This window comes from Microbacterium sp. K2 (assembly GCF_051365005.1).
Classification (GTDB): domain Bacteria; phylum Actinomycetota; class Actinomycetes; order Actinomycetales; family Microbacteriaceae; genus Microbacterium; species Microbacterium foliorum_B.
Genome location: NZ_JBLWII010000001.1, coordinates 2,593,351 through 2,618,849, shown reverse-complemented (window position 1 = coordinate 2,618,849; position 25,499 = coordinate 2,593,351). Strand labels below are relative to the sequence as shown.

The 25,499-nt window shown below is 68.8% G+C and carries 22 protein-coding genes; 14 read left to right on the top strand and 8 right to left on the bottom strand.

Features of this window, described 5'->3' with window-relative positions; all coding sequences use genetic code 11:
- The first annotated feature begins 11 nt into the window (after positions 1–11).
- From ACLKOY_RS12745 to ACLKOY_RS12735, 3 genes are all read left to right on the top strand, one after another.
- Entirely contained in the window at positions 12–1,220 is a 1,209-nt protein-coding gene (locus tag ACLKOY_RS12745) for a hypothetical protein (RefSeq protein ID WP_436453933.1), read from the top strand.
- 140 nt (positions 1,221–1,360) lie between these two features.
- On the top strand, positions 1,361–2,257 hold the full coding sequence (locus tag ACLKOY_RS12740) for an ABC transporter ATP-binding protein (RefSeq protein WP_436453932.1): 897 nt from the start codon (positions 1,361–1,363) through the stop codon (positions 2,255–2,257).
- Positions 2,254–3,351 (top strand): ABC transporter permease, encoded by a 1,098-nt coding sequence (locus ACLKOY_RS12735; protein WP_436453930.1) that lies wholly within the window; start codon positions 2,254–2,256, stop codon positions 3,349–3,351. The genes ACLKOY_RS12740 and ACLKOY_RS12735 overlap by 4 nt, the downstream gene beginning before the upstream one ends.
- 99 nt (positions 3,352–3,450) lie before the next feature.
- Here the strand turns inward: ACLKOY_RS12735 and ACLKOY_RS12730 are convergent, their stop codons facing one another.
- Positions 3,451–6,948 carry a proline dehydrogenase family protein gene (locus ACLKOY_RS12730; RefSeq protein ID WP_436453928.1) on the bottom strand — a complete coding sequence of 1,166 codons (3,498 nt, stop codon included), beginning with the start codon at positions 6,946–6,948 and terminating at the stop codon, positions 3,451–3,453.
- A gap of 146 nt (positions 6,949–7,094) precedes the next feature.
- Here ACLKOY_RS12730 and ACLKOY_RS12725 point away from each other — a divergent pair, with 146 nt between their 5' ends.
- Together ACLKOY_RS12725 and ACLKOY_RS12720 are read left to right on the top strand one after the other, a co-directional pair.
- Positions 7,095–8,018 (top strand): LysR substrate-binding domain-containing protein, encoded by a 924-nt coding sequence (locus ACLKOY_RS12725; RefSeq protein ID WP_436453927.1) that lies wholly within the window; start codon positions 7,095–7,097, stop codon positions 8,016–8,018.
- A 132-nt stretch (positions 8,019–8,150) separates the two neighbouring features.
- Complete coding sequence (locus ACLKOY_RS12720) at positions 8,151–8,738, top strand: nitroreductase family protein (RefSeq protein ID WP_436453925.1); 588 nt, start codon at positions 8,151–8,153, stop codon at positions 8,736–8,738.
- An 89-nt stretch (positions 8,739–8,827) separates the two neighbouring features.
- On the opposite strand, the gene ACLKOY_RS12715 is transcribed toward ACLKOY_RS12720, so the two are convergent.
- The gene (locus tag ACLKOY_RS12715) at positions 8,828–11,050 is read right to left on the bottom strand and encodes an ATP-dependent Clp protease ATP-binding subunit (protein WP_436453924.1); all 2,223 of its coding nucleotides are present in this window, start codon (positions 11,048–11,050) and stop codon (positions 8,828–8,830) included.
- 78 nt (positions 11,051–11,128) lie between these two features.
- The gene (coaBC, locus tag ACLKOY_RS12710; protein WP_436453923.1) at positions 11,129–12,343 is read right to left on the bottom strand and encodes a bifunctional phosphopantothenoylcysteine decarboxylase/phosphopantothenate--cysteine ligase CoaBC; all 1,215 of its coding nucleotides are present in this window, start codon (positions 12,341–12,343) and stop codon (positions 11,129–11,131) included.
- A 69-nt stretch (positions 12,344–12,412) separates the two neighbouring features.
- Here coaBC and ACLKOY_RS12705 point away from each other — a divergent pair, with 69 nt between their 5' ends.
- Positions 12,413–13,114: an NRDE family protein gene (locus ACLKOY_RS12705; RefSeq protein WP_436453922.1), complete on the top strand. Its 702-nt coding sequence runs from the start codon at positions 12,413–12,415 to the stop codon at positions 13,112–13,114.
- Positions 13,115–13,208: 94 nt separating this feature from the next.
- Here the strand turns inward: ACLKOY_RS12705 and ACLKOY_RS12700 are convergent, their stop codons facing one another.
- Positions 13,209–14,183: a GlxA family transcriptional regulator gene (locus tag ACLKOY_RS12700; protein ID WP_436454128.1), complete on the bottom strand. Its 975-nt coding sequence runs from the start codon at positions 14,181–14,183 to the stop codon at positions 13,209–13,211.
- Positions 14,184–14,273: 90 nt separating this feature from the next.
- On the opposite strand from ACLKOY_RS12700, the gene ACLKOY_RS12695 reads away from it, so the two are divergent.
- The 3 genes from ACLKOY_RS12695 to ACLKOY_RS12685 are packed head-to-tail and all read left to right on the top strand — an operon-like array spanning position 14,274 to position 15,551.
- On the top strand, positions 14,274–14,435 hold the full coding sequence (locus ACLKOY_RS12695) for a hypothetical protein (RefSeq protein ID WP_363573776.1): 162 nt from the start codon (positions 14,274–14,276) through the stop codon (positions 14,433–14,435).
- Positions 14,436–14,489: 54 nt separating this feature from the next.
- A complete protein-coding gene (locus tag ACLKOY_RS12690; protein ID WP_436453921.1) occupies positions 14,490–15,017 on the top strand; it encodes a hypothetical protein in 528 nt (175 codons plus the stop codon).
- 15 nt (positions 15,018–15,032) lie between these two features.
- Positions 15,033–15,551, top strand: coding sequence for a hypothetical protein (locus ACLKOY_RS12685; RefSeq protein WP_436453920.1), 519 nt, complete (start codon positions 15,033–15,035; stop codon positions 15,549–15,551).
- 9 nt (positions 15,552–15,560) lie between these two features.
- On the opposite strand, the gene ACLKOY_RS12680 is transcribed toward ACLKOY_RS12685, so the two are convergent.
- Positions 15,561–16,781 (bottom strand): glycosyltransferase, encoded by a 1,221-nt coding sequence (locus ACLKOY_RS12680; RefSeq protein ID WP_436453919.1) that lies wholly within the window; start codon positions 16,779–16,781, stop codon positions 15,561–15,563.
- Positions 16,778–18,004 carry a glycosyltransferase gene (locus ACLKOY_RS12675; protein WP_363573768.1) on the bottom strand — a complete coding sequence of 409 codons (1,227 nt, stop codon included), beginning with the start codon at positions 18,002–18,004 and terminating at the stop codon, positions 16,778–16,780. Before ACLKOY_RS12675 ends, ACLKOY_RS12680 begins: the two co-directional genes overlap by 4 nt.
- A 120-nt stretch (positions 18,005–18,124) precedes the next feature.
- Here ACLKOY_RS12675 and ACLKOY_RS12670 point away from each other — a divergent pair, with 120 nt between their 5' ends.
- From ACLKOY_RS12670 to ACLKOY_RS12650, 5 genes are all read left to right on the top strand, one after another.
- On the top strand, positions 18,125–18,715 hold the full coding sequence (locus tag ACLKOY_RS12670; protein ID WP_436453917.1) for a hypothetical protein: 591 nt from the start codon (positions 18,125–18,127) through the stop codon (positions 18,713–18,715).
- A 381-nt stretch (positions 18,716–19,096) separates the two neighbouring features.
- Entirely contained in the window at positions 19,097–20,053 is a 957-nt protein-coding gene (locus ACLKOY_RS12665) for a hypothetical protein (RefSeq protein WP_436453916.1), read from the top strand.
- 4 nt (positions 20,054–20,057) lie between these two features.
- On the top strand, positions 20,058–20,834 hold the full coding sequence (locus tag ACLKOY_RS12660) for a hypothetical protein (RefSeq protein WP_436453915.1): 777 nt from the start codon (positions 20,058–20,060) through the stop codon (positions 20,832–20,834).
- A gap of 34 nt (positions 20,835–20,868) precedes the next feature.
- On the top strand, positions 20,869–21,354 hold the full coding sequence (locus tag ACLKOY_RS12655) for a MarR family winged helix-turn-helix transcriptional regulator (RefSeq protein WP_436453914.1): 486 nt from the start codon (positions 20,869–20,871) through the stop codon (positions 21,352–21,354).
- A complete protein-coding gene (locus ACLKOY_RS12650) occupies positions 21,351–22,007 on the top strand; it encodes a hypothetical protein (protein ID WP_436453913.1) in 657 nt (218 codons plus the stop codon). Before ACLKOY_RS12655 ends, ACLKOY_RS12650 begins: the two co-directional genes overlap by 4 nt.
- On the opposite strand, the gene ACLKOY_RS12645 is transcribed toward ACLKOY_RS12650, so the two are convergent.
- Complete coding sequence (locus ACLKOY_RS12645; RefSeq protein ID WP_436453911.1) at positions 22,008–22,418, bottom strand: MmcQ/YjbR family DNA-binding protein; 411 nt, start codon at positions 22,416–22,418, stop codon at positions 22,008–22,010. It lies immediately after the preceding gene.
- A 68-nt stretch (positions 22,419–22,486) separates the two neighbouring features.
- On the bottom strand, positions 22,487–25,483 hold the full coding sequence (locus ACLKOY_RS12640) for an alpha-mannosidase (RefSeq protein WP_436453909.1): 2,997 nt from the start codon (positions 25,481–25,483) through the stop codon (positions 22,487–22,489).
- Positions 25,484–25,499 lie beyond the last annotated feature (16 nt).

Below are 25,499 nucleotides of genomic sequence, written 5' to 3'. Positions count from 1 at the left end.
ACCGTGGACGCGTGACAGTTCCCTCACCCGCCCCTGCGCCGTCCGCCGGCGCGCCAGCCGGATACTTCGACGCACGCGCGCTGCTCGACCCGGTGAACCCCGCCGAGGTCGATGCCTTCGCTCGAGCGCAGCGCGCGGCCAACCCCACTACGGCCGGCCGGATCGTCGCGTGGGTGGTCGCGGGGTTCGCCCTGCTGTGCGTCGTGCCGGTGATCGGGATCATGATCCTGGGTCTGGGCTACGCGATCGGGCGCGAGACGGGGGTCGCAGTCGCCGCTCTGCTCGGACTGATGCTGCTCGCCGGCGTCGTCATCGGCATCGTGATGCTCGTGCGCCGCAGCATCCGCCTGCGCAATCTCACCCGGTTCCGCCTCGCGCGCTTCGCCGGGGCGAACGCGATGAACTACATCGAGCGGATCGACGACCCGCCGCTGCCCGGCATGATCTTCTCATCGGGGTCGAGCCGCATGTCGACCGACGTGCTGCGCGGCTCCGAACCGCGCTTCGTCGAGTTCGGCAACTACCAGTACACGACCAGCAACGGCAAGCAGTCGACGACCCACCGCTGGGGATATGTCGCCGTCAAGCTCGACGTGCCGCTGCCGAACATCGTGCTCGACGCGCTCGGCAACAACACCCTCGGCAGCACGCTCGCAGCCGCGTTCAGAAGCGACCAGCGGCTCTCGCTCGAGGGCGACTTCGACAGGTACTTCTCGCTGTACTGCCCGACCGGATACGAGGTCGACGCACTGTATCTGTTCACCCCCGACGTCATGGCGCGCTTCATCGACCACGCGGCGCAGCTCGACGTCGAGATCGTCGACGACTGGCTCTTCCTCTACGCACGCCGCAACCTGTCGACGCTCGACCCCGCGACCTGGGCATGGCTCTTCGGCGCGGTCGGGGCGCTGCTGACCAAGCTCGACCAGTGGGCGCGCTGGCGCGACGATCGGCTGCGTCTCGCCGCCCAGCATCCGCCCCTCCCGGCCTACGGCGGCCCGGCTCCGGCTCCGATGCCGGCCCCGGCCGGAGCACCCGCACTGCCGTTCGCGGCTCCGACGGGGATGCTGACTCCTCCGCCCATCGGCGTCGCCCCGCCCGGCCAACGCCTCAAGCGCCGCAGCCCTTGGCTGATCGTCGGGATCATCCTCGGAGTCACTTTCGTCGTGACCATGGCTCCGTTCGCGCTCGGGATCTTCTCGGTGCTGTTCCTGCGCTGAGCGCCTCGCTCTCCCCCGCGCGCTTCCCCGCTCTCCCCCGTTCGGCTGACGACCGGCCGCGCGGGGCACTCGCAGATCCCCCTCGCAGATCCGCCACAGGGGGGATGCCGAGCCCGAGCACCGCGCCATAGCGTGAGGTCATGACCACAGGAAAGCTCGTACTCACCGGCATCACCAAGAGCTACGGCTCTCGGCGCGTGCTCGACGACGTCTCGTTCGAGGTGTCCCCCGGGCGCCTCACCGGGTTCGTCGGCGGCAACGGCGCCGGCAAGACCACGACCATGCGCATCGTCCTCGGGCTGCTCGGCTCCGACGGCGGACGCGTCGAGCTCGACGGCGTCGCCCTGACCAGCGCAGACCGCCGCCTCTTCGGGTACATGCCCGAAGAGCGTGGCCTGTACCCGAAGATGAAGGTGCTCGAGCAGATCGTGTACCTCGCCCGGCTGCACGGGATGAGCAAGACGGATGCCGCGGCACGCGCGACCGCCCTGCTCACCGAACTCGGACTCGAGGAGCGTCTGAACGACACGATCGAGTCGTTGTCGCTCGGCAACCAGCAGCGCGCGCAGATCGCGGCAGCCCTCGTGCACGACCCCGAGGTGCTGATCCTCGACGAGCCGTTCTCGGGTCTCGACCCGCTCGCGGTCGATGTGGTCGCTTCGGTGCTGCAGTCATCGGCCGCCAAGGGCGCGTCGATCCTGTTCTCATCGCACCAGCTCGATGTGGTCGAGCGACTCTGCGACGACCTCGTGATCCTCGCCGGTGGCACGATCCGCGCATCCGGCTCGCGTGACGGTCTCCGGGCACAGCACGCCGGCAACAGATACGAGCTGATCTCCGCAGGGGATGCCGGGTGGCTGCGAGCCGAGCCCGGCGTCACCGTGGTCGACTTCGAGGGGGGCTACGCCCTGTTCGACGCCGAAGACGCCGACACCGCGCAGCGCGTGCTGCGCACCGCCGTCGAACGCGGCGATGTCGCCAGCTTCGCGCCCAAGCATCCGTCCCTCGCCCAGATCTTCAAGGAGGTCATCCAGTGAGCACCTCGAACACCACCGGCTCGCCGTCGCAGGCATCGCTGATCTGGCTCGTCGCCGAGCGCGAGATCGGATCGAAGCTCCGCAGCAAGGCCTTCCTGATCTCCACCGGCATCCTGCTGATCCTCGCCCTCGCCGCCATCGTGATCGGCGGCTTCGCGAGCAAGAACACCGATGCGCTGCCCGTGGCCGTGACCTCGGAGACGGCATCCGCAGTGTCTGCCCTGCCCGGTATCGAAATCACCGAGGTGGCGGATGAGGCCGCAGCCGAAGAGCTCGTGCGCTCGGAGAAGGTCGATGCCGCGGTCGTCCCCGGCGAGGGCCCGACCGGGGTCACGATCGTCGCTCTCAAGGACGCGCCGACCAGTCTCGTGTCTGCGCTCTCGCAGGCGCCGGACGTCGAGATCCTCGAACCGGCGACGACGAACCCGCTGCTGCGGTACTTCATCGCGATCGCGTTCGGCGCCGTCTTCATGGGCGCTGCTGCGACCTTCGGCGGCACGATCGCGCAGAGCGTGGTCGAAGAGAAGCAGACCCGCGTCGTCGAGATCCTGCTGTCGACCATCTCGGCGCGCACACTGCTCGCCGGCAAGGTGATCGGCAACACGATCCTCGCGATGGGGCAGATCCTGGCGCTGGCGGCGGTCGCGACGATAGGACTCATAGCGACCGGTCAACGCGAGGTGCTGTCGACTCTCGGCGCCCCCATCATCTGGTTCGCCGTGTTCTTCCTGTTCGGGTTCATCCTGCTCGCGGCGCTGTTCGCCGCCGCCGCTTCGATGGTCTCTCGCCAGGAGGACATCGGCTCGACCACGACCCCGATCACGATGCTGATCATGGCGCCGTACATCCTGGTCATCTTCTTCAACGACAACCCGCTGGTGCTGACGATCATGTCGTACGTGCCGTTCTCGGCTCCGGTCGGCATGCCGATGCGACTGTTCGTGGGCGAGGCGCAGTGGTGGGAGCCGCTGCTCAGCCTCGTGATCCTGCTCGCCAGCTGCGTCGCGGCGATCATGATCGGCGCGAAGATCTACGAGAACTCACTGCTGCGCATGGGCAGCCGGGTCAAGCTGGGCGAGGCGCTGCGGGGCTGATCACAACCCCGCGTCCCTGACGCCCACTCCGACGACGAGGCCCCACCCGGCAGACATCTGCAGGGTGGGGCCTCGTCGTTCAGATGATCACGCCCAGGGTCAGATCAGGCCCTCCGACAGGGTGGTGGGGTTGCCGAACCGGTGGTTGGTGATCGACACGGCCTGCTCGTGCAGGAACGGCAGCATCTCGACGCGACCGGCACCCGTGACGGCGTGCGACCAGACGGCGACGTCCGGAGTCCCGCCGAGCGCCTCGAACAGCGCAGACGCATCGCCGCCGACGAGGCGCACGCGCTGCCAGCTGTGCTCGGCCTTCGCCGCTGCCTTCGCGTAGCGCTCGACCCAGGCGGCGTCATTCTCGATCTTCGGAGTCACGCCCTGGGCGCGCAGCGCCTTCTCGACCCGCGAGGGCAGAGCGGATGCCGACACCGTGAACGGGCTGCCGCTGCGCACGGCCGCGGCGATCACGCGGATGCCGTCGGCGAGCGGTGCGTCCTCGGCGATGCGCACGTCGACGGCGACCGGGCGGTAGCGGAACACGTTGCGCTCGACGCCGAGACCCGACTTGTCGCTCACGGCGCCGAACTCGTCGACCCAGGCGCGCTCGTCGGAGGCGGCGGCGCGGTGCAGCCACTCGATCTCGACGGCGCCGAGGTCGGAGCCGGCCGCGTTGAGCACCGCCTCGACCGAGGGGTTCACCGCAGCCCCGGGCGCCGCGGCGGGGAGCTCGGCAGGAGTCCACTCGCCGAGACCGAACAGGTAGTTCGGGCCACCGGCCTTGGCACCGGCGCCGACTGCCGACCGCTTCCAGCCGCCGAACGGCTGGCGCTGCACGATCGCGCCGGTGATTCCGCGGTTGACGTAGAGGTTGCCGGCCTCGACGCGGTCGAGCCAGGTGGCGACCTCGTCGGAGTCGAGTGAGTGGATGCCGGCGGTGAGGCCGTAGTCCACCGCGTTCTGCAGACGGATCGCCTCGTCGAGGTCCTTGGCGTGCATGATGCCGAGCACCGGTCCGAAGAACTCGGTCAGGTGCGTCGTCGACCCGGGGGCGACGCCGATCTTGACACCCGGCGTCCACTGCCTGCCCTCGTCGTCGAGCTTCTTCGGCTCGACGAGCCAGCGCTCGCCCTTCTCGAGGGTCGTGAGTGCGGTGAGCAGCTTGCCGTTCGCCGGCTCGATGATCGGTCCCATCTGCGTCGACGGGTCTTCGGGCAGACCGACGCGCATCGAGGTGACCGCGTCGACGAGCTGACGCTCGAACCGCTGCGAGTCGGCGACCGAGCCGACGAGGATCGCGAGGGATGCCGCCGAGCACTTCTGCCCCGCGTGCCCGAAGGCGCTGCGGGCGACGTCAGCGGCCGCGAGGTCGAGGTCGGCCGACGGCGTGACGATGATCGCGTTCTTGCCGCTCGTCTCGGCGAGCAGCGGCAGGTCGGAGCGGAACGAGCGGAACAGCTGCGCCGTCTCATACGCACCGGTGAGGATCACGCGGTCGACCTCGGGGCTGGCGACGAGGCGGGTGCCGAGGTCGCGGTTCGCGAGATCGACGAGTGCGAGCAGGTCGCGCGGAACGCCCGCGGCCCACAGCGCCTCGACCATGACCGCACCGCAGCGCTGCGTCAGCTTGGCCGGCTTGATGATCACGCCGGAGCCCGAGGCGAGACCCGCGAGCACGCCACCGGCGGGGATCGCGACCGGGAAGTTCCACGGCGGGGTGACGACGGTCACCTTCGAGGGCACGAACTCGGCGCCCGAGATGCTCTCGAGGTCGAGGGCACGCTCGGCGTAGTAGTGCGCGAAGTCGATCGCCTCCGAGACCTCGGGGTCGGCCTCGGCGATGGTCTTGCCCGCCTCGTGCGCCATGATCTCGATGAGCTGTCCACGTCGGGCCGCGAGCTCGTCGCCTGCGCGGTGCAGCACGGCGGCGCGCTCAGCGGCCGGAAGCGCTGCCCATCGAGCGGCGGCGGCGGATGCGGCGGCGAAGATCCCGTCGAGCTCGTCGGTCGTCTCGACCTTGGCCAGAGCGATCGAGTCGAGACCCAGCGTCGAATCGACCGAGCGCTGCAGGATCTCACGACCCCAGGTGCGGTTCACGGCGATCGCCGGGTCGCTGTCGGGCTGGTTCTCGAAGCCGGTGGTGACGGCCGCGCCCGCACCGACGGCTGCCTCGGCTGCACGGTCCTGCACGCGGTTCGACGAGGGCACCGCGCGGTCGGCTTCGAGGCCGGCAAGCGAACGCTCGAAGCGCTCGCGCTCACGGCTGAGCAGCGCGGGGTCGGAGGCCAGCTCGAACACGGCCGACATGAAGTTCTCGGGGCTCGCGTTCTCTTCGAGGCGACGCACGAGGTAGGCGATGGCCACGTCGAACTCGGCCGGGTTCACCACGGGCGTGTAGAGCAGCAGCTGGCCGACGTCCTTGCGGACGGCCTCCGCCTGGCCGGTCGCCATGCCGAGGAGCATCTCGTATTCGACGGCATCCGTCACTCCGCGCGCCTGCGCGAGCAGCCACGTGTAGGCGATGTCGAAGAGGTTGTGCCCGGCAACGCCGATGCGCACGGCATCCAGTCGCTCCGGCGTCATCGACCAGTCGAGCACGCGCTTGTAGTTCGTGTCGGAGTCCTGCTTGGTGCCGTAGGTGGCCAGCGGCCAGCCGTGCACCTTCGAGTCGACCTCTTCCATCGCCAGGTTCGCGCCCTTGACGACGCGGACCTTGATCGGCGCTCCGCCCTTCGCACGCCGAGCGGCGGCCCACTCCTGCAGCTGCTGCATCGCGCCGAGCGCGTCGGGCAGATAGGCCTGCAGCACGATGCCTGCCTCGAGGTTCTCCAGCCCCGGCTGGTCGAGGATGCTGGTGAACGCCGCGATCGTCAGGTCGAGGTCGCGGAACTCCTCCATGTCGAGGTTGATGAACTTGGTCTTGCCTGCGGCCTCCGACGTCGCGGCGAGCTCGTAGAGCGGGGTGAGCTTCTCGACCACGTCGGCGACGGCCTCGTCGAACGACCACATCGACAGCTGGCTGACGACGCTCGAGACCTTGATCGACACGTAGTCGACGTCCTTGCGGGCGAGGAAGTCGTAGGTGCCCTGCAGGCGGCGGCCGGCCTCGCGCTCGCCGAGCACGGCCTCGCCGAGCAGGTTGAGGTTGAGGCGGTTTCCGGTCTTGCGCAGCTTCGCGATCGCGGGGCCGAGCTTCGACGGGGTCGCGTCGAGCACGAGGTGTCCGACCATGGCACGCAGCACGCGGCGCGAGATCGGCACCACGACGCCGGGGAGCTTCGGCGCCCAGAACCCGCCGGTCTTGATCGCGGCCCGCAGGTATCCGGGCAGCAGCGAGGGGGTGATCGCCGAGAGGTCGGCGAGCGCACGGCCGGCGACGCTGAGGTCTTCCGGACGCATCACGCCGTCGACGAAACCGACCGTGAACGCGAGCCCGTTCGGGTCCTTGAGCACCTCCGACAGGCGCTGGGCGGCGGGCTCGACGGGGTGGGTCTCGCTCTCGGCGAGCCAGCGCTGCACGAGAGCTGCGACCTCTTCGGTGCGGGGTGCGGCGCCGAGGGGTGTGGCGTCGGGGGTGGTGGTGTCGGCGGCGACAGTCATCGGGGTACCTTCCAGGGGATCGCACACCCGGGTTCGTGTGCGGCTCGATCATTGTCAGGCGCGCGAGTAGGCTACGTCTATCAACCGATTCGTGCGCATTCTGTTCAGCCAGGGTGAACGATGGTGACCACCCGGAAAGGGAGCGGATGCTCGACGTCAACCGACTGCGGATGCTGGTCGAACTGTCACGTCGAGGAACCCTCTCGGCCGTGGCCGACGCCCTCTCGTACAGCAAGGCCTCGGTGTCTCAGCAGCTCAGCGCGCTCGAACGAGACGTCGGAGTCCCGCTGCTCCGCCGCGTCGGGCGCGGGGTGCAGTTCACCCCGCAGGGCAACGTGCTCGTGGCGGAGGCCATCGGCATCCTCGATCAGCTCGAGCACGCCGAGGTCGCTGTCGCCGAATCGCTGACCGAGGTGACCGGAACGGTGCACATCGCCGTCTTCCAGTCCACGGCGCACTCCCTGCTTCCCGGAGCGCTCAACGCACTGCGCGAGCAGCATCCGGCCCTCCGCGTCGAGGTCACCGAGAGCGACCCCGAGACCGGGCTCGTGGGCGTCTCGAGCCGCGACTTCGACCTGATCCTCGCCGAGCAGTATCCCGGGCGCACCCGCCCGATCCATGCCGACCTCGACCGGGTGGTGCTCGTGCACGACTCGATCGCGCTGGCCCGGCGCCCTGGAACACCCGAGACCGCGGATGCCGCAGCTGCCGATGCCACTGCCGCGCTGTGGTCGACCAGGGACGAGCCGTGGGTGCTCGAGCCCGCGGGCACGGCGTCGCGCGCCTGGGCCGAACAGCTGTGCCGCACCGCCGGCTTCGAACCCGATGTGCGCTTCGAGGTCGCCGACCTCACGGCGCACGTGCGTCTCATCCGCGCAGGACTCGCGGTCGGCCTGCTGCCCGAGCTCGTGTGGGCAGGCGAGACCCCCACCGTGGCGCTCACGCCGTTGCCCCATGAGCCCCGTCGGGAGATCTTCTCGTCGGCGCGGCGGGTGTCGGCCGCAGCCCCGTCGATCCGCGCGGTGCGCCGTGCACTGGCATCTGCCGCGTCCCGCAACCTGCTGGATTGAGCCGTCCGCCCCGTCTCCGGCGTTGTGCCTGTGTCACGAAACGTCATCGGGAATATGCATTCACATGCATCTGTTGAGATCCTCGTACCCGGACGAAGGAGTCCGATCGACTCCTTTCTGAAAGGCACTTCCGTGAGCACTCCCGTGATCGACCGCACCGCCCCCACCGAGCACCCCGTGCTCGACGTTCTCGCCGGACGCTGGAGCCCCCGCGCCTACGACGCGGAGAACGCGATCGACGACGCCAAGCTGAACGCCGCCCTCGAGGCCGCGCGCTGGTCGCCGTCGGCCTACAACCTGCAGCCGTGGCGGTTCATCGTCGCTCGGCGCGGCACCGCGCTGTTCGACCAGGTCGTCGACTCCCTGGTCGAGTTCAACCAGCTCTGGGCCTCCAGGGCCTCGGCTCTCGTCGTCGCGATCGCCGAGACCGAGTCCGAAGACGGCAAGGCCATCAGCCACGCGGTCTACGACCTCGGCCAGGCCGTGGCGCACTTCTCGGTGCAGGCCCACCACGAGGGTCTCCTCGTTCACCAGATGAGCGGCTTCGACCCCGAGGCCGTCCGCGAATTCGCCGACCTGTCGCCGCGGTTCTCCGCCATCACCGTGATCGCCGTCGGCGAGCTCGGCGACGCCTCCGGTCTTCCCGAGGGTCTCCAGCAGGGCGAGACCGCACCGCGCGTCCGCCGCCCGATCGGCGAGACCGTCATCCTCAGCGCCTGACACAGCGCCTGACGCTGCAGTCGCTCCCGTCAGGGAGCACACAAGAGGGGCGGATGCCATGGCATCCGCCCCTCTTGTCGTATCCGGCTCTAGTCGTCGAGCAGCTCGGCCTCGATCACCTCGTCGTCGTCACCGGACCCGAGGTCGGGCTCGGGCTCGGGCGACGTGGACGTGAGCACGAGCCCCGCGCCGTCGACCGCGACATCGACCCTGACCAGGTCACCGTCGTGCACGCCGCCCGAGAGCAGCGCGGTGGCGAGCTTGTTCTGCACCTCGGTCTGGATGAGACGTCGCAGCGGGCGAGCACCGAACATCGGGTCGTATCCGCGTTCCGCGAGCCACGATCGGGCATCCGGCGTGACCGCCAGGGTGAGCCGACGATCGCGCAGCCGGTCGTGCAGCTGATCGATCGACAGCTCGACGATCTGGGCCAGGTCGTCTTGACTGAGTGCCGAGAACATCACGATGTCGTCGAGACGGTTGAGGAACTCGGGCCGGAACGCCTGGTGCACGAGAGCCATCACCTGCTCGCGCTTCTCATCGGGCGACAGCGTCGGGTCGATGAGGATCGGCGAACCGAGGTTCGAGGTCAGGATCAGGATGACGTTCGTGAAGTCGACCGTTCGACCCTGGCCGTCAGTCAGACGACCGTCGTCGAGAACCTGCAGCAGCACGTCGAACACCTCGGGGTGCGCTTTCTCGACCTCGTCCAGCAGCACGACGCTGTACGGACGCCGCCGCACGGCCTCGGTGAGCTGACCCCCCTGCTCGTAGCCGACGTATCCGGGAGGGGCGCCGACGAGCCGCGAGACCGAGTGCTTCTCGCCGTACTCCGACATGTCGATGCGCACCATGGCGCGCTCGTCGTCGAAGAGGAAGTCGGCCAGGGCCTTCGCGAGCTCGGTCTTTCCGACACCGGTCGGGCCGAGGAACAGGAACGATCCGGTCGGACGACCGGGGTCGCTGATGCCCGCGCGCGAACGACGGACTGCGTCGGACACCGCCTTGACGGCATCCTTCTGCCCGATGAGGCGCTTGCCGAGCTCGGATTCGAGGTGCAGCAGACGCTCGCTCTCGCCCTGCAGCAGGCGCCCGACGGGGATGCCGGTCCACGCGGCGATCACAGCGGCGATGTCTTCATCCGTGACCTGCTCGTTGACCATGCGACCCTCGGTCGAGACCGTCGCCTCGGCCTGCTCGGCTTCGGCGATGTCGCGTTCGAGGCGCTTGATCGTCTCGTATTCGAGCTTCGAGGCACGGGTGTAGTCGGCCTCTCGCATCGCGAGGTCGCGCTGCGTGATCGCATCGTCGAGCTGCTTCTTCAGTTCGCCGACCCGATTCAGGCCCTGGCGCTCGCGCGCCCAGCGGGCCTCGAGCTCGGCGAGCTGCGCCTCCATGCCCACGAGCTGCTCACGGAGAGCCGCGAGTCGTTCCTTCGATGCGGCATCCTTCTCGCGCTTGAGAGCGAGCTCCTCGAGCTTCATGCGGTCGACCTGGCGCTTGAGCTGGTCGATCTCGACGGGAGACGAATCGATCTCCATCTTGAGCCGCGACATCGACTCGTCGATCAGGTCGATCGCCTTGTCGGGCAGCTGCCGCGCGGGCAGGTAGCGGTTCGACAGAGCGGCGGCGGCGACCAGCGCGCTGTCGGCGATCGTCACCCCGTGGTGCGCCTCGTAGCGACCCTTGAGTCCGCGCAGGATCGCGATCGTGTCTTCGACCGTGGGCTCGCCGACGTAGACCTGCTGGAAGCGACGTTCGAGAGCGGCATCCTTCTCGATGAACTCGCGGTACTCGTTGAGGGTAGTCGCGCCGATCAGACGCAGCTCACCCCTGGCGAGCATGGGCTTGAGCATGTTCGAGGCGGCCACCGAGCCTTCGCCGCCACCCGCGCCCATCAGCACGTGCAGCTCGTCGATGAAGGTGATGATCTGCCCGTCGGACTCGGTGATCTCCTTGAGCACGCTCTTCAGCCGCTCCTCGAACTGCCCGCGGTACATCGCACCCGCGACGAGGGCCGAGATGTCGAGCGACACCAGCTCTTTGTCCTTGAGGGACTCGGCGACGTCGCCGGCGACGATGCGCTGCGCCAGACCTTCGACGACCGCCGTCTTGCCGACGCCGGGCTCGCCGATCAGCACGGGGTTGTTCTTCGTGCGACGGGTGAGCACCTGGCTGACGCGCCGGATCTCGCTGTCGCGCCCGATCACCGGGTCGAGTTTTCCCTGGCGGGCGCGGTCGGTGAGGTTGATCCCGAACTGCTCGAGGGCGGACTGCTGGTCGTCGTTCTGCGCGCTCTGTGGGCTGGGCATGGGTTCCTCCTGGGGAGACTCCTTCTGATCACTGTCTTGTTGTCATGGTCCGCAAAGTTGAGTGGACTTGACTCAAGTTTAGCGCATACTGCGCACGGCATCCAGGATCGCTCGTGCGACCGCGTGCTTAGAGCCTGACGCGGATGACACGACCGCGCCACCCCCTCCTACGATCTCGACCGCGTTGTCTCGCTTCTCGAACCCGTGCTCGGCGTTCGCGAGGTTGACGGCGAGCAGGTCGACGCCCTTGCGCTCACGCTTGCGGCGAGCGCGTTCCCGACGCTCCGCAGGATCTTCCGACGTCTCGGCGGCGAAGGCGACGATCGTCTGGCCCTCCGGGGCGCGGCCATCGGCGCGGGATGCGGCGAGCGCAGCGACCACGTCTTCGTTCTCGACCAGATCGACATGCGTCAGCACGCCCTGCTCCTTCGTGAGCTTGTGCTCCGACACCGTCGCGGGGCGGTAGTCGGCGACGGCTGCGGCCATGATCACGATGTCGGCCGCCGGCGCTGCCTGCTTCATCGCGTCGGCGAGCTCTGCCGCGGTTCCGACCGGGACGACCCGGATGGACGGATGCCGCGCATCGGCGAGCACATCGGTCGAGATGTTCGCGGCGACCACCGTCACGTCCGCCCCGCGCGCGGCGGCATCCGCGGCGAGCGCGATGCCCTGCCGACCACTCGACCGGTTGCCGAGGAACCGCACCGGGTCGATGGGTTCGCGCGTGCCACCCGCCGAGACGACCACCTGAAGCCCCTCGAGATCGCGCGGCGCCGGCAAGGCGAGGGCGGCCTCGAAGATCTGCTCCGGTTCCGACATGCGGCCGGGACCACTGTCGCCACCGGCGAGCTCCCCGTCGGCCGGGCCGACGAGGTGCACCCCACGCGATCTCAGCGTCGCGATGTTCGCCTGCGTGGCGGCGTTGCGCCACATCTCGGCGTGCATGGCGGGCGCGAGCAGCACCGGCGCCTCGGTGGCGAGCAACGTTGTGCCGAGCAGATCGTCGGCGATGCCCGCCGTGATCTTCGCGATCGAGTTGGCCGTCGCGGGGGCGACCACCACGAGGTCGGCGTTCTGCCCGAGCGCGACGTGGCGCACGCGCGCGACGTCGTCGTGCACGCTGGTCGTGACCGGATGCCGGCTGAGCGCCTCCCAGGTCGGGGTGCCGACGAATCGCAGTGCGTCCTCGGTCGGGACGACGGTCACATCGTGTCCCGCCTTGGTCAGCAGACGCACCAGGTGCACTGTCTTGTATGCGGCGATGCCACCCGTAACCCCGACGACGATGTTCACGGTTCGATTCTGCCCCAGCATCCGTCGCCTCGGGCCCGAGACTGCTCGGCCGCTTCTAGACTGAAGCCCGTGTGCACCGTGGTGATCGATGTGGCCGGACCCGAGACCGCGCGGTTGCTCGCGGTGCGAGACGAAGACCCGCAGCGCGAGTGGGATGCCCTCGGCGAGTGGTGGCCTGAGGCGTATCCCGAAGTCTCCGGCATCCGCGACCGGCGAGCAGGCGGCGCCTGGCTCGCGGTGAACCCCGCCGAGCGACGACTCGCAGTGCTGCTCAACCGCGCCGACGTCGTCGACCTCGCAGCCGACGTGGCAGTGTCGCGCGGTTCGCTCGCCCTGGAATCGGTCATGGGACGCTCCCCGGTCGCCCCGCTGCCCATGCACGGGTTCAACCTGCTCGAGGTGCGCCCCGAGGGTGCGCGCGTGCTGAGTTGGGACGGCGCGGACCTGCGGGAGACGTCGCTCACAGACGGCATCCACATGATCGCGCACGATGACCTCGACGACCTCGGCACTCCGCGCATCGCTGCATGGCTGCCCGAGTTCCGCGCTCTGGGCGCGACCGGCGACAGCCTCGACTGGTCAGGCGAGTGGACGACGCTGCTCGCCTCTTCCGCTCGGCTCGACCCCGAGGACGATCGGGCGATCATCCGCGACAACCATCCGCACGGCTATCCGACCCAGTCACTGCTGTACTGCACCGCCTCGGTCACCCCCGACGGGGTCGACGTCGACTATCGCGCACTCCCGAGCCCCGGGCACTGGGACCACTGAGCGCATCGCGCCTCGCCGGGCTTCTCGCCGAGCCCCTCGCCGAGCGGCCGAGCCGTCGAGTCGCAGGGCGGCCGAGCCGATCAGCGCTAAGCGGTCAGGCCGCCGACGACTCCGCATCCTCCGCACACGAGAAGCGCGCGCGGTAGGCCGTCGGGGTGGTGCCGAGCACCCGCGAGAAGTTCTGCCGCAGCACGGCCGCCGATCCGAAGCCGCACTCGTCGGCGATCTGTTCGAGTGACAGATCGCTGCGCTCGAGCATCCGCTGGGCGTGCAGCACGCGCTGTCTCGCGAGCCAGGCCGCGGGAGTCGCGCCGTATTCGGCCTTGAATCGGCGTGCGAAGGTGCGGGGAGACATGAGAGCGCAGGCCGCGAGCTGATCGACGCCCAGATCGTCGCGCAGGTGCTCGACCGCCCAATCGGCGACGGCAGCGAGCGAGTCGTTCTGGGCGACCGGAATGGGGCGATCGATGAACTGCGCCTGGCCACCGTCGCGCTGCGGCGGAACGACCATGCGGCGGGCGATGCGATTGGTGAGTTCGGCACCGAGCTCGATGCGCAGCAGGTGCAGGCAGGCGTCGATGCCGGCTGCGGTGCCGGCGCTCGTGATGATCCGATCGTCCTGCACGAAGAGCACGTCGGGGTCGATGTCGATCTCGGGATACATCTCGGCCATCACCTCGGAGTACATCCAGTGAGTGGTCGCGCGACGCCCGTCGAGCACACCCGCGGCGCCGAGGATGAACGAGGCGCTGCAGATCGTGAGCACCCAGGCGCCTCTCGCCACCGCGTCTCGGGCGACATCGAGGAGCAGCGGATCAATCTGGCCCCAGTACTCACGAGGCACGGGGCAGAACACGACGAGGTCGGCCTCGTAGGCGAACGACAGGTCGTGCTCGACATTGATCGAGAAGCCCAGTTTCGACGTCACCACGCCAGGGTGCGGCGCGATGACCCGGAAGTCGAAGTTCGGCACACCGTCGTTCGACCGGTCGAGGCCGAAGGCCTCGCACGCGAGACCGAACTCGAACGGCGCGAATCCGTCTTGGACGATGCAGGCGACCGTCTTCATCATGGCTCTCTCCTGGTTTGGCAGTTTTCCTACGAGCAGAGTCTATTCTGCCACTCGTGGCAGATCAAGAGTGATCGTAGCGTTTCTGCCATGATCATCATCATCGCACTCATCGCCCTCGCCGTGTGGGCCGTCGTCGCCACCGTCATCGAGCTCCGCCGCGACGGACACCGACGCATTCCCACCGACTGGACACGCGTCGCCGAAAGAGACGCCCTCGACCGCGCGGAAGCCGGGCATGCCTACCGCTGACCCGGAGTGAGCGATCTCCCCCATCCGACGACGCACGCGGCTACGCTCGTGAGCATGAGCGAGCCTCAGCAGCCTCCCGCGCAACCGTCCGGAACTCCCCCGCACTACGCGGGCTCGCACTATCCGTCGCAGCCGGCCCAGCCGTCGCAGCCGTCGCAGCCGTCGCAGCCGTCGCAGCCCTACACCGGCCAGCCCTACGGCGGGCAGGCGTACGCGGGTCAGCCGTATGCGGCGCAGCCGTACCCCGAGCAACAGCGTCCGGCCTCCTCGGGCAGTTCAGGACTCGGTCGTATCGCCTTCCTCCTCGCCGTGATCTCGCTCGGGCTCGGACTCCTCGTCACGCTGTCGTATCCGCTGATGTACCGGATGATGGGCGACCCCTCGGCCATCGGTGTGTTCGGAGCGGTCAGCAACGGGCTCATGCTGATCATCGCCGTCGCGGGACTCGTCCTCGGCCTGATGTCGGTGCGGCGACCAGGGCCGCAGGTCCTCGCGGGCATCGCGATCGGCGTCACCGCGTCGCAGCTCGTCGGAATCGTCGTCTCGTGGGCGTCGAATCTCTTCTACGCGCTTTCCTTCTGATCGTCCGGAGAATCGATGAGCGAGCAGCAGCAGCATCCAGACCGGCCGCAGCACGACGGGCAGATCCCGTATCCGCCGCAGCAACCGGGCCAGCCCTACGCTCAGCCGGGCCAGCCGTACGCGCAGCCAGGCCAGCCCTACGCGCAACCCGGCCAGCCCTACGCGCAACCCGGCCAGCCCTATGGAGTCGCGGCACCCCCGCATGCACCGGGACAGGGCGCACCGCGCTCCGGAGGCCTCGGCCGCACGGCATTGATCGTCGCTGCGAGCGCAGTGGCGATCGGGCTGCTCTGGCAGCTCGTCACCCCGTTCCTGTACGCGAGCCTAGGCTTCGGCGTCGTCGAGCTGCTGTCGAACCTCATGAACCTGGTCGTGCTGGCAGGCGCAGGCGCTGGCCTGCTGCTCGGAATCATCGCGCTTCGACGCCCGGCACCTCATCTGCTCGCGGCGATCGCCATCGGCGTGGGCGGCAGCACGGTCATCGGCACCCTCGTCGCGTGGGTGTCGAACGTGTTCTACTACCTCGGGTTCTGAGCCAGAGGGTCAGCCCGCGAGCACGCGCTCGTAGACCTCGATCATCGCCGCGGTGCGCGACGACTGCCGGAACGACTCCGAGACTTCGCGCATCGGCTGTGGCGCGATTGAGGCGGAGATGTCGGATGCCGCGCGGCGCAGCGTCTCGACAAGGCCGGCCTTTCGCTGATCCTCGGTGCCGGCGGCTCCGGGCACGGCCCAGAGTCCGCCGCCGAGCTCTGCAGCGATGTCGGGATCGCTGATCACCGACGGCGTGCCGAGGGTGGCCGCCTCGAACGGCGTCATGCCCTGCGTCTCGAAGCCGATCGATGTCTGCACGAGTGCGTCGGCGGCGGCTATGCGGGCGAGGGTGTCGGCGTAGCTGAGCGTGCCGGCGAAGTGCACGTTCGACTGCCCCGAGACGATCTTCTCCGCGGCGGCGCGCTGGGCGCCGCCGCCGATGATCTCGAGGTCGGCCTCGACTCCCGACTCGACGAAGGCCTCGAGGAACGGCAGCAGACGCTTCTCAGGACTCATGCGTCCGAGCCAGACGAAGCGGGGGCGCCCGGGCTCGCGCTCAGTCGGTGCGGCGGCGAGTGTCGCCTCGCGTACGTCGTCGTCGATGCCGTTCCATACGACGTCGACCGGGCTGAAGACTCCGTGCTCTTCGAGGCGGCGTGCGAAATGCGTCGACGGGGCGGTCACCGCCGATGAACCACTCGCGATGCCACGGAGAAAGGCCCATCCGTCACTCCCCCGCACCTGGTCCGCCACGCCCCGCAGCGCGCGCCGGCGCCAGAGGTTCAGCGCTCGGAGCACCGCGCCGTGCAGCGGCGTGACCGCGGCTATTCCGACGTCGACGCGGTTGTGCATGGTGTGGACCACGGGGATGCCGTGGCGAGCCGCATACCGGTGACCGATGAAGGCGCCCCAGAAATCGGCCTGCACGTGCACCAGGTCGACTGGCGGGCGGTGCGTCATAGCGTGGTCGAGCGCACGGTCGGTGGCGCGTCCGGGCCAGCTCATCGAGTACTCGCGGTCGGTGGTGATCGGCACGGACGGCAGGTCGATGTTCGACGGGTCGGCGATGCGCGAGGCGCGCGCCCCGTGCATCTTCGGCGCGACGACGGTCACCGTGTGGCCGGCGCGCTCGAGGAACTCCCGCTGCAACCGCATCGACACCTGAGCGCCACCGAGCGAGTCCAGGTGCTGATCCCCGAAGAAGACGATGTGCATGACGCGCGTCGTCACTCGGGAAGCGGCTCGTCGCGGTACAGCGCCTCGAACGTGTCGAGCGTGCGGTTGATGTCGTGGATCGCGACGCCGTCGAGCGATGCCTGCTGCATCCGCGCGTACTCGCCCGGCGATGCAGTGAGCACGTCGGTCAGTCGCGCGGCGAGGGCATCCGCGTTGCCCGGCTCGAACAGGTGGCCGTTCTCGCCGTCGTGCACGAGGTGCGGCAGGGCGACGGCATCCGCTGCGACGATCGGCAGCGCCGAGGCCATGGCCTCCATGGTCGCGATCGACTGAAGCTCGGCGATCGACGCGATCGTGAACACCGAGGCGCGCGACAGCAGCGCACGCAGCTGCTCATCCGTCGTGCGGCCGTGGAAGGTGACGCGGTCTGCGAGGCCCAGCTGACCTGCCAGGTTCTCGAGCTGCTTGCGCTGGTCGCCGCCGCCGACGATGTCGAAGGTCGCGTCGAGCGCCGGATCGAGCTTCGTCATCGCCTCGAGGATCACCTCGACCTGCTTCTCGGCGGTCAGGCGTCCGACGAAGATGATGCGGTTCTTGTCGCGAGGAGCGATCACCGGGGTGTACTGCGTGCGGTCGATGCCGCAGCTGACCGGGATGACGCCCTGAACCTCGACCGTGCGCTCGAGGAAGTCGGCAGCGCGACGCGTCGGCGTGGTGATCGCGCGGGTCAGGGCAAAGGTGCGCTTCGCGTCTCCCCAGGCCCAGCGCAGCACGAGGTCATCGACGAACTTCGGCATGGTCGTGTGATCGAGGATGTTCTCGGCCATCACGTGGTTGGTGGCGATCACCGGGATGCCGCGCTCGTGCGCGATGCGCGAGAGACCACGACCGATCACGATGTGCGACTGGATGTGCACGACGTCGGGCTGCACGGTGTCGAAGATCTTGCGGGCGTAGTGCTTCACGCGCCACGGCCAGACGAAGCGCAGCCAGTCGTGGGGCGCCCAGCGCACCGACGGCAGCCGGTGCAGGGTCATCGGCTCGCCCTCGATCACCTCGGTGCGCGGTGCGGCCCGCCGGTAGGCCTGGTTCGGTGCGACGACGTGCACGTCATGACCGCGCTGCACGAGTCCCGCTGCGAGGCGCTCGGCGAAGCGGGCGGCGCCGTTGATGTCGGGCCAGAAGGTGTCGCATCCGATCAGAATGCGAAGCGGACGCTGCCCGGAGTCGGGGGCGACGTCGGGAGCACTCGTCGGATCGGAGGTAGAGGAGGACATTCTGCCTTACGGTACGGCGGTCAAAGAGCCCGATCGGGCGCTGGCCACTCTACCCGAGGGGCCTGATCCGGCCGCCGAGGCATACCGGCATCCCTCAGCCTCACCCCCTAGCGTGGAGCCATGCGACTGACTGCCGACGCCGACCCCCGACTGTGGATCCCCGTCACCGATTCGCTCGGCTGGAAGGGGCGCCGGCATCGCAAGGCAGCGATAAGGATGCTGCTGGGGCAGGTGAACACGGCGATCGGCGTCACCGAACGCCCGGGTTCGCGAATCGGAGCGTGGGCGATGAGCCAGGCGGCGCCGATGCTGATGCGCCGGGCGGACGGTCGCGTGCTCGTGTGGACCTGGAAGGCGGATCCGGAGCTTGTCGTCGCGATGGCCACCGTGCAGGATCTGACCCCTCAGGTGCGGGTCGCTCGGGCGTCGATGCCGATGGACTACGACGACACCCAGTCGTTCTCGAGCCGCTGGCTGGGCACGGGAGAGAAGCTCGTGGTGGCGATGCCGCCGTCACCGGCGTCGCCGCCTTTCGCCACCTACACCTGGGACACCGGCACGCATCTGGTGACACTGACCGCGATGTGCAGCGACCGCGAACGCTTCGGCACGCTCGACGGCGCGCTCGACGACCTGGCCCGCAGCATCCGCGTGGTCGACGAAGTCGCGGGAGGCGAGTCGCCTGAGGTGCTGAGGCTCGACCCGGCGTGACGATCCGAGCGTCGCAGCCGGACGGCTGAGCCGCCACGGGCGGGTATGATCGGCGCCATATCCACGACCGAGGGGGCAACGAGATGTGGAACAGCCAGCCGATAGCGCCGACCGGAGGCACGATCGTGCCGCCGGTGCTCTACCTTCCGGTGATCGATCTTCCCGAAGACCAGGGAAGGCAGTTTGCCGTCCGCCCGACGCGGGTATCGCCACGTCGATCATCGCTCTGATCGCGTCGGCTGGAGCCGAGGCGGCCGGCGTCGCGAACGACGCCACGAGGGGGCTGTCGGCGATCACGAACGACGTCCTCGACGACATGACGGTGAAGAACGAAGAGATAGCCGACCACATCCGCGACATCGAAGAGGAGCTGGACGGGCGATGAGCATCAGTCTCCGCATCCCCGGCGATCCGACAGCCGTCCGGGCGCTCGGTGATTGGATGTCCCGCATGAGCTCCTCGCTCGTCGAGGTCGACCTCGAGCTCGCCTACGTCGCGGGCCAGAGCGAGAACTACCTGCGAGGGGAGGCGGGCAGCGCGTTCCAGCGCACCGCCACCGCGGTGCGGAACCGCTGCAGTCCCGCCATGAAGTACCTGGGTGATGCCTCACCCGTGATCCACGCCTATGCGAATCGGCTCGACCGTGGCCGCGAGGACTTCGACTCCTACCTGACTCAGGCGGCCGACCGCGGGCTCACCGTCCACGGCAAGGTCGTGATGGAGCCGACAACCGATCTCTCCGCGTGCCCGGCGCCTGACGCCGACCCTCAGCTGACCGCCGAATGGGATGCCTTCATCTCGAAGGTGACCACGTACAACGACCTCGCCACGCGCGTCGGTACGTGGTGGGGTGAGCTCGAGACGTGGTGCTCGGAGAACTTCGCCCCGCTGATCGCGTGCCTCGGGGATCTGTCGCCGCTCGACGGACTCCTCGGCGAACTCAGCGCCACGGATCCGAACAAGACAGTCGTCGACGCCGCGCTCGAAACCGCCGACGCTCGCACCGAGCGCGACCTGGCGGAGTGGCGGACCCTGGCTCAGCAGATGCAGACCGACGCCGACACGTTCACGGACCAGCTCCGATCCGGCAATCCCGCTACGCATGCAGCGGCCGAGGCCGCCAATCCGCGAGCCATCCGCGAGGGCATGGAAGAGCTGCTCGACCACGTCGAACAGGTGAGTCGGATCGGCAAGATCATCCCCATCGTCGGACCGGCCATCGAGATCGTCACGATCGGCGCCGCGATCGCGTGGGTGCCGGTCGATGCCCGCGAGTCGATCGACGAGTGGCTCGAGGACGGCACGCGCTTCTGGCAGCCGCCTCAGCTGGCAGGCTGAACGGATGCTGATGAAGACGATCGCCCGATCACCTCGCATCGTCGACGGTTCCCGGTCCGTGCATCCGAAGGGGCACTTCCCCGTTGCAGCACTGATGCTCGTCGGCGTACTCCCGCTTCTGCCCCTGCTACTCGCCATGGTCGACGGGCGGTCGGGATTCCGACTCGTCATGCTGTCACTCGCCGTCTACGCCGGCACGCTGGCCGTCGCGCTCGTCATCCGCGCGAGGTCGCTGCGGGAACGCCTCGTCCGGATCTCGACAGTCGGTCCCCTGCGTTTCACGCCGTCCGGCGGCGCGCGCGCGGTGCTCTGGCTCGTCCCGACCGTCGGCGTGCTCCCCGCCGTGGTGAATCTCCTCGTCCAGACACTCGAGCTTCCGACGATGGGCGGACGGCTCCTCGAGTGGGGTCCGTACGTGCTCGGACTCGTCTCGCTCGTCGGACTCGGACGGGAGCTCCTGTCCCTCCGCACGCCGCTCGGTCTCGTCCTCGACCGCCGCGGATTGCACGGTGTGCGCGGAGCCTCGTCGTTCGACGTCCCTTGGGAGGAGATCGGCGCCGTCGACCTCGTCGGACCGCATGGCCCGAAGCTGACGGTCTCGATCGCCGGTCGCACGCCCGCGATCATCGACGCCTATCATCTGGGGTCGGACCCGGCGGCGGTCGCAGCCGTGATCACGCTCTTCCGCGACGCCCCCGACCGTCGCCAGGCGCTGACGGACGGCATCACGGCGATGCGGGCGGTCGAGCAGAGCCTCGCACCCGGCTCAGCGACAACCTAGTGAATATAGGTAACTATGTAGTACCATCACGATCATGGAACCGCTCTTCGTCGACCGCCTGCTGCTGATCGCAGACCTCTTCCAGAGGGACATGGCCCGTGCCTTCGACGGCACCGGCCTCACGACAGCCCGCGTGCACCTGCTCTGGGTGCTCCAGCACGCGGGGCCGTCGACGCAGCAGGCGCTGGCGCAGCTCTGCGAGGTCACCCCTCGCAACATCACCGGGCTCGTCGATGCGCTCGAGAAGTCGGGGCATGTCCGCCGCACCCCGCACCCGACCGATCGACGCGCGGTTCTGGTCGAGCTGACCGACACCGCCACCGAGACGATGGCGCGGATGCAGGAGGAGCACGCTCAGCTCAACGAGACCCTGCTGTCGGCGATCGCCCCTGCAGACCGCGCGGCCGTCGAGCGAGGCCTGTCGGCGGTCGCCGCACACCTCGAGCACCTCGTGACCACCGCTGCCACACCCGCGCCCGAAAGCACGGGCGAGCCCTCCACACCCAGAGGCACGCCATGACCGAGCAGCTGCAGACGACCGCTCCGAGCCCGACCCCGATCGCGCGCATCCTCAACTTCCTGCATCGCGCATGGAGCGCCGAGCTTCGCGTCTACTCGAGCATCGCCCGTGCGATCGCCCGTCGTCCCGCAGTGCCGAAAGGCGGCACGGGGATCGGCTACCACCGCCCCGTGCTCACGGTGCTGTTCATCTTCATCGGCCTCTCGGCTGTCGAGATCCCGATCCTCGACCTCATCGTGCACCAGTGGCCAGCCGTGCGCATCACACTGCTGGTGCTCGGCATCTGGGGTGTCACCTGGATGGTCGGCCTGCTGTGCGCGATGCTCATGCGGCCGCACGCGGTGGGGCCTGACGGCGTCCGCGTGCGCAGCGGACTCGAGCTCGACGTGCCGATCGGCTGGGACGACATCGCGTCGGTCGCGATCAGCCGCCGGGTCGACGAACCCAAGCAGCCGCGCATCGTCGGATCGGAGTATGCCGAGCGGATGCAGGATGAGACCAATGTCGAGATCGAGCTCGAGCGCCCAGTCGCGATCCGGCTCCCGGGTCTCGCGCCGAAGGACGGAGTGCACCATGTCGACCGCATCCGGCTGTGGGCCGATGATCCTCGCGCCTTTCTCGACGCCGCTCGGCCGTTCCTGACAGCGGCCTGATCAGTCCAACCCGCGATCGGCGAGCCACTGCTTCGCGACGAGCACCGGGGCCCGCACGAGCCATGCATCCGCGATGATCTCAGCCAGCCGCTCGCGGTCCATCGCGTCGAGCTGCACCAACACCCCGGGGTACCCGTCGAAGTGCGGAATCGAGAACAGACCCTCGGGCTCTGCCGCCAGCAGCGCCGCCTTCTCTTCGAGACTTGCGACTCGCACTCCCAGAACGGGGCCGTCAGGCCACACGAGTCCGAGATCTGCGAGCTGCCGCAGATCGACCTTGCTGGGCCCGCGCACCCAGGCGATCTGACCGCTCGGCAGCCGCCAGGAGGGCTCGCCGGTGTGACCGCCGACGCGCTCTGTCACACCGGGCAGCGCGAGAGCGATCTCTCGGACATCGTCGACGGTCGCCATCCGCCCATCGTCCTCCCCTGACGCGACCCGCCACAATGGCCTCGTCAGGTCACACGGATTCCGTGGCCTCAGCGCACGATGCGCAGCGTCCGCACCTCGAACGGCCGCAGACGCAGCTCTCCACCGTGGCGCCCGCCGTCCAGCGCGTCCTCGATCAGAGAGACCTCGCGGATCTCCTGGTGTTCGAAGTCGGCGGCGAGCGACCCGACCGCACGGCGCCCGAGAGCCTCGTAGAGTCGCACGATCACGTCGCCAGAACCGTCATCGGCGAGCTTCACACCCGAGACCACGATGCCCTCACCCTCGACGGTCACGAGTGGCGCGACCTCACGAGCGCCGCGCACCAGCGTCGGCAGCGAGTTGAGTCGGATGCCCTCGGCGGTCGCGATCGCGGCATCCGCGCCGACGACGAAGCCGATCTCGATCTGGTGGTGGCCGTGATCGGTGTCGGGGTCGGGGAACCGAGGCGCGCGCAGCAGCGAGAGTCGCACCGTGGTCGTGACGGCATCGTCCGACACCTCGCGCGAGGTGTCATAGCCGTAGATCGAGTCGTTCACGAGCGCGACGCCGAAGTCCTGCTCGCGCACCAGCACGAACCGGTGCATCGAGGTCTCGAACTTCGCCGCCTCCCAGCTGGTGTTCGTGTGCGTCACGCGCGACTGGTATCCGAACTGCGTCTCGGCCTCGGTGTGCGTGGCCTGCACGTCGAGCGGGAACGCGAGCTTGAGCAGCTTCTCGGTCTCATGCCAGTCGACGTCGTTGCGGAGCAGCACGGTGCGCTGACCGGGCGCGAGGGTGATGGTCTGCTCGATCGTCGACTCGGAGAACGACCGCGTCACGACGACGGATGCCGTGCCATCGACGACGGATGCCGAGATCGAGTCGACCGCGGTGAGGTCGTCGACGCTGTTGCGGTAATACTTGTCGATGTCCCACGCGTCCCACATGTTCGGGAAGTCCTGGTGCAGTTGGAACAGGTTCGCCGCGCGCCCTTCGGCCACCGCCTCGCGACCCGAGGACTTGTCGATCGCCGAGACGATGAGCCCGTCGGCGGAGATCACCACGGAGACGAGCTCGTTCTCGAGGCGCCACCCGCCGTCCTCTCCCGAGAGCATGACGGATGCCGGGGCAGGCGCCTCGACGAAGCCCGCTCCGAGCGAGCGGCCACCGCCGCCGACCGACGTCGGCACGAACCGCAGCTCGCGATCGCCCTCGCCCGCGAGCGAGCGCCGAGCGGCTACCGAGATGTCCTCCGCATCAGACAGCACGTTCGTGAGCACCTCGACGGCCTCGCGGTGCACCCAGGCGATCGACGTGCCCGGCAGGATGTCGTGGAACTCGTGCAGCAGCACGGTCTCCCACAGTCGGTCGAACTCTGCCTGCGGGTAAGCGGCGCCGGTGCGCACGGCATCCGTCGCCGCCCACAGCTCGGCCTCGACGAGCGCGTGCTCGGCCCAGCGGTGCAGCGCCTTCGTGGCGTGCTGGCTGGTGAGGGTTCCGCGGTGCAGCTCGAGATAGAGCTCGCCGACCCACACGGCAGGGTTGGGCAGCTCGGCGCGGGCGGCGTCGAAGAAGGTGTCCGGGTGCTCCCACACGACCCGCGCGCTGCCCTCGAGGTTCTCGAGGCGCTTCGCCTTGCCGGTCATCTCACGCGTGGTGCCGCCGCCGCCGTCGCCCCAGCCGACCGGGGCGATCGACCGAGAGGTCACGCGGTTCTCCTTGAACTGACGCGAGGCCTTGGCGACCTCCATGCCGCTCAGCTGCGAGTTGTAGGTGTCCATCGACGGGAAGTGCGTGAACACCTGCGACCCGTCGATGCCCTCCCAGAGGAAGGAGTGGTGCGGGAACACGTTCTGCTGGTTCCACGAGATCTTCTGCGTGAAGAACCACTCGAAGCCGGCCCGGCGCATCAGCTGCGGCAGCGCCGGCGAGTAGCCGAAGCTGTCGGGCAGCCAGACACCCTTCGAGCGGATGCCGAACTCGCGCTCGAAGAATCGCTGCCCATACGAGAACTGGCGAACGAGCGACTCGCCCGTAGGCATCACGGTGTCGGATTCGACCCACATGCCGCCGAGCGGCAGGAAGCGTCCCTCGGCGACAGCGGCCTTGACCCTGGCGTAGACCTCGGGTCGGTGCTCTTTGAGCCACGCGTACTGCTGTGCACTCGACATGCCGTAGAGGAAGTCGGGCTGCTCGTCGATCAGCGTCGCCATCGACGAGGTGGTGCGGGCCACCTTGCGGATCGTCTCGCGCACCGGCCACAGCCAGGCGGAGTCGATGTGCGCGTGGCCGATCGCTGAGATGCGGTGAGCGCTGGCCTCGGCGGGGGCTGCGAGCACGCCCGCCAGGCGAGCGCGGGCATCGGATGCCGTCTGCACGATGCGCTGCAGATCGAGCACGTCGAGGGCGTCGTCCATGGCCTGCAGGATCTGCATGCGGCGAGGCGAGGTCGCCGGCAGCTCGGCCTGCAGCTCGAACAGCACCTCGAGGTCGAGCGACAGCTCGAACACCTCCTGCTCGAAGACGGCGAGGTCGATGCGGCGGGTGCGATAGAGCGGCTCACGTGAAGACGTCTGGATGTCGCCCTCCTGCGTCGGCAGGAAGGGGTGGTAGTCGAGCAGCACCGGGTTGGCCGCCGCCTCGAGGTACAGCTCGACGGGCTCGTTGCCGTGCGCGTCCTCGGTGATGGGCAGCCACTGGTTGCGCGGGTTGATGCTCTTGACCGGGCTGCCGTCGGGCCGGTAGACGAGCGCCTCGCACTGGAATCCGGGCATGTTGATGTCGAATCCGAGATCGATGACGGCCTCGACCCGGCGGCCGGCCCATTCGGCGGGCACTCGTCCGGTGATCTTGAACCAGGTCGTCGACCAGGCAGGACCCCACATGCTCGGCACGGATGCCGGAGTGAATTCGAGAGCGAGGCCGTCTGCGGGGCTGATCGGCTCGCCCGGGAGCTGGTTCACCTCGATCGTGAGGGGCACGGATGCGGAGTGGACGGCCGGGCGGATGCGCTCGTCGAGCACCCGCTTGACGCGGCCGACGGTGAGCGAGGTGTCGTCATGCATGGTGTGATTCTCCGGG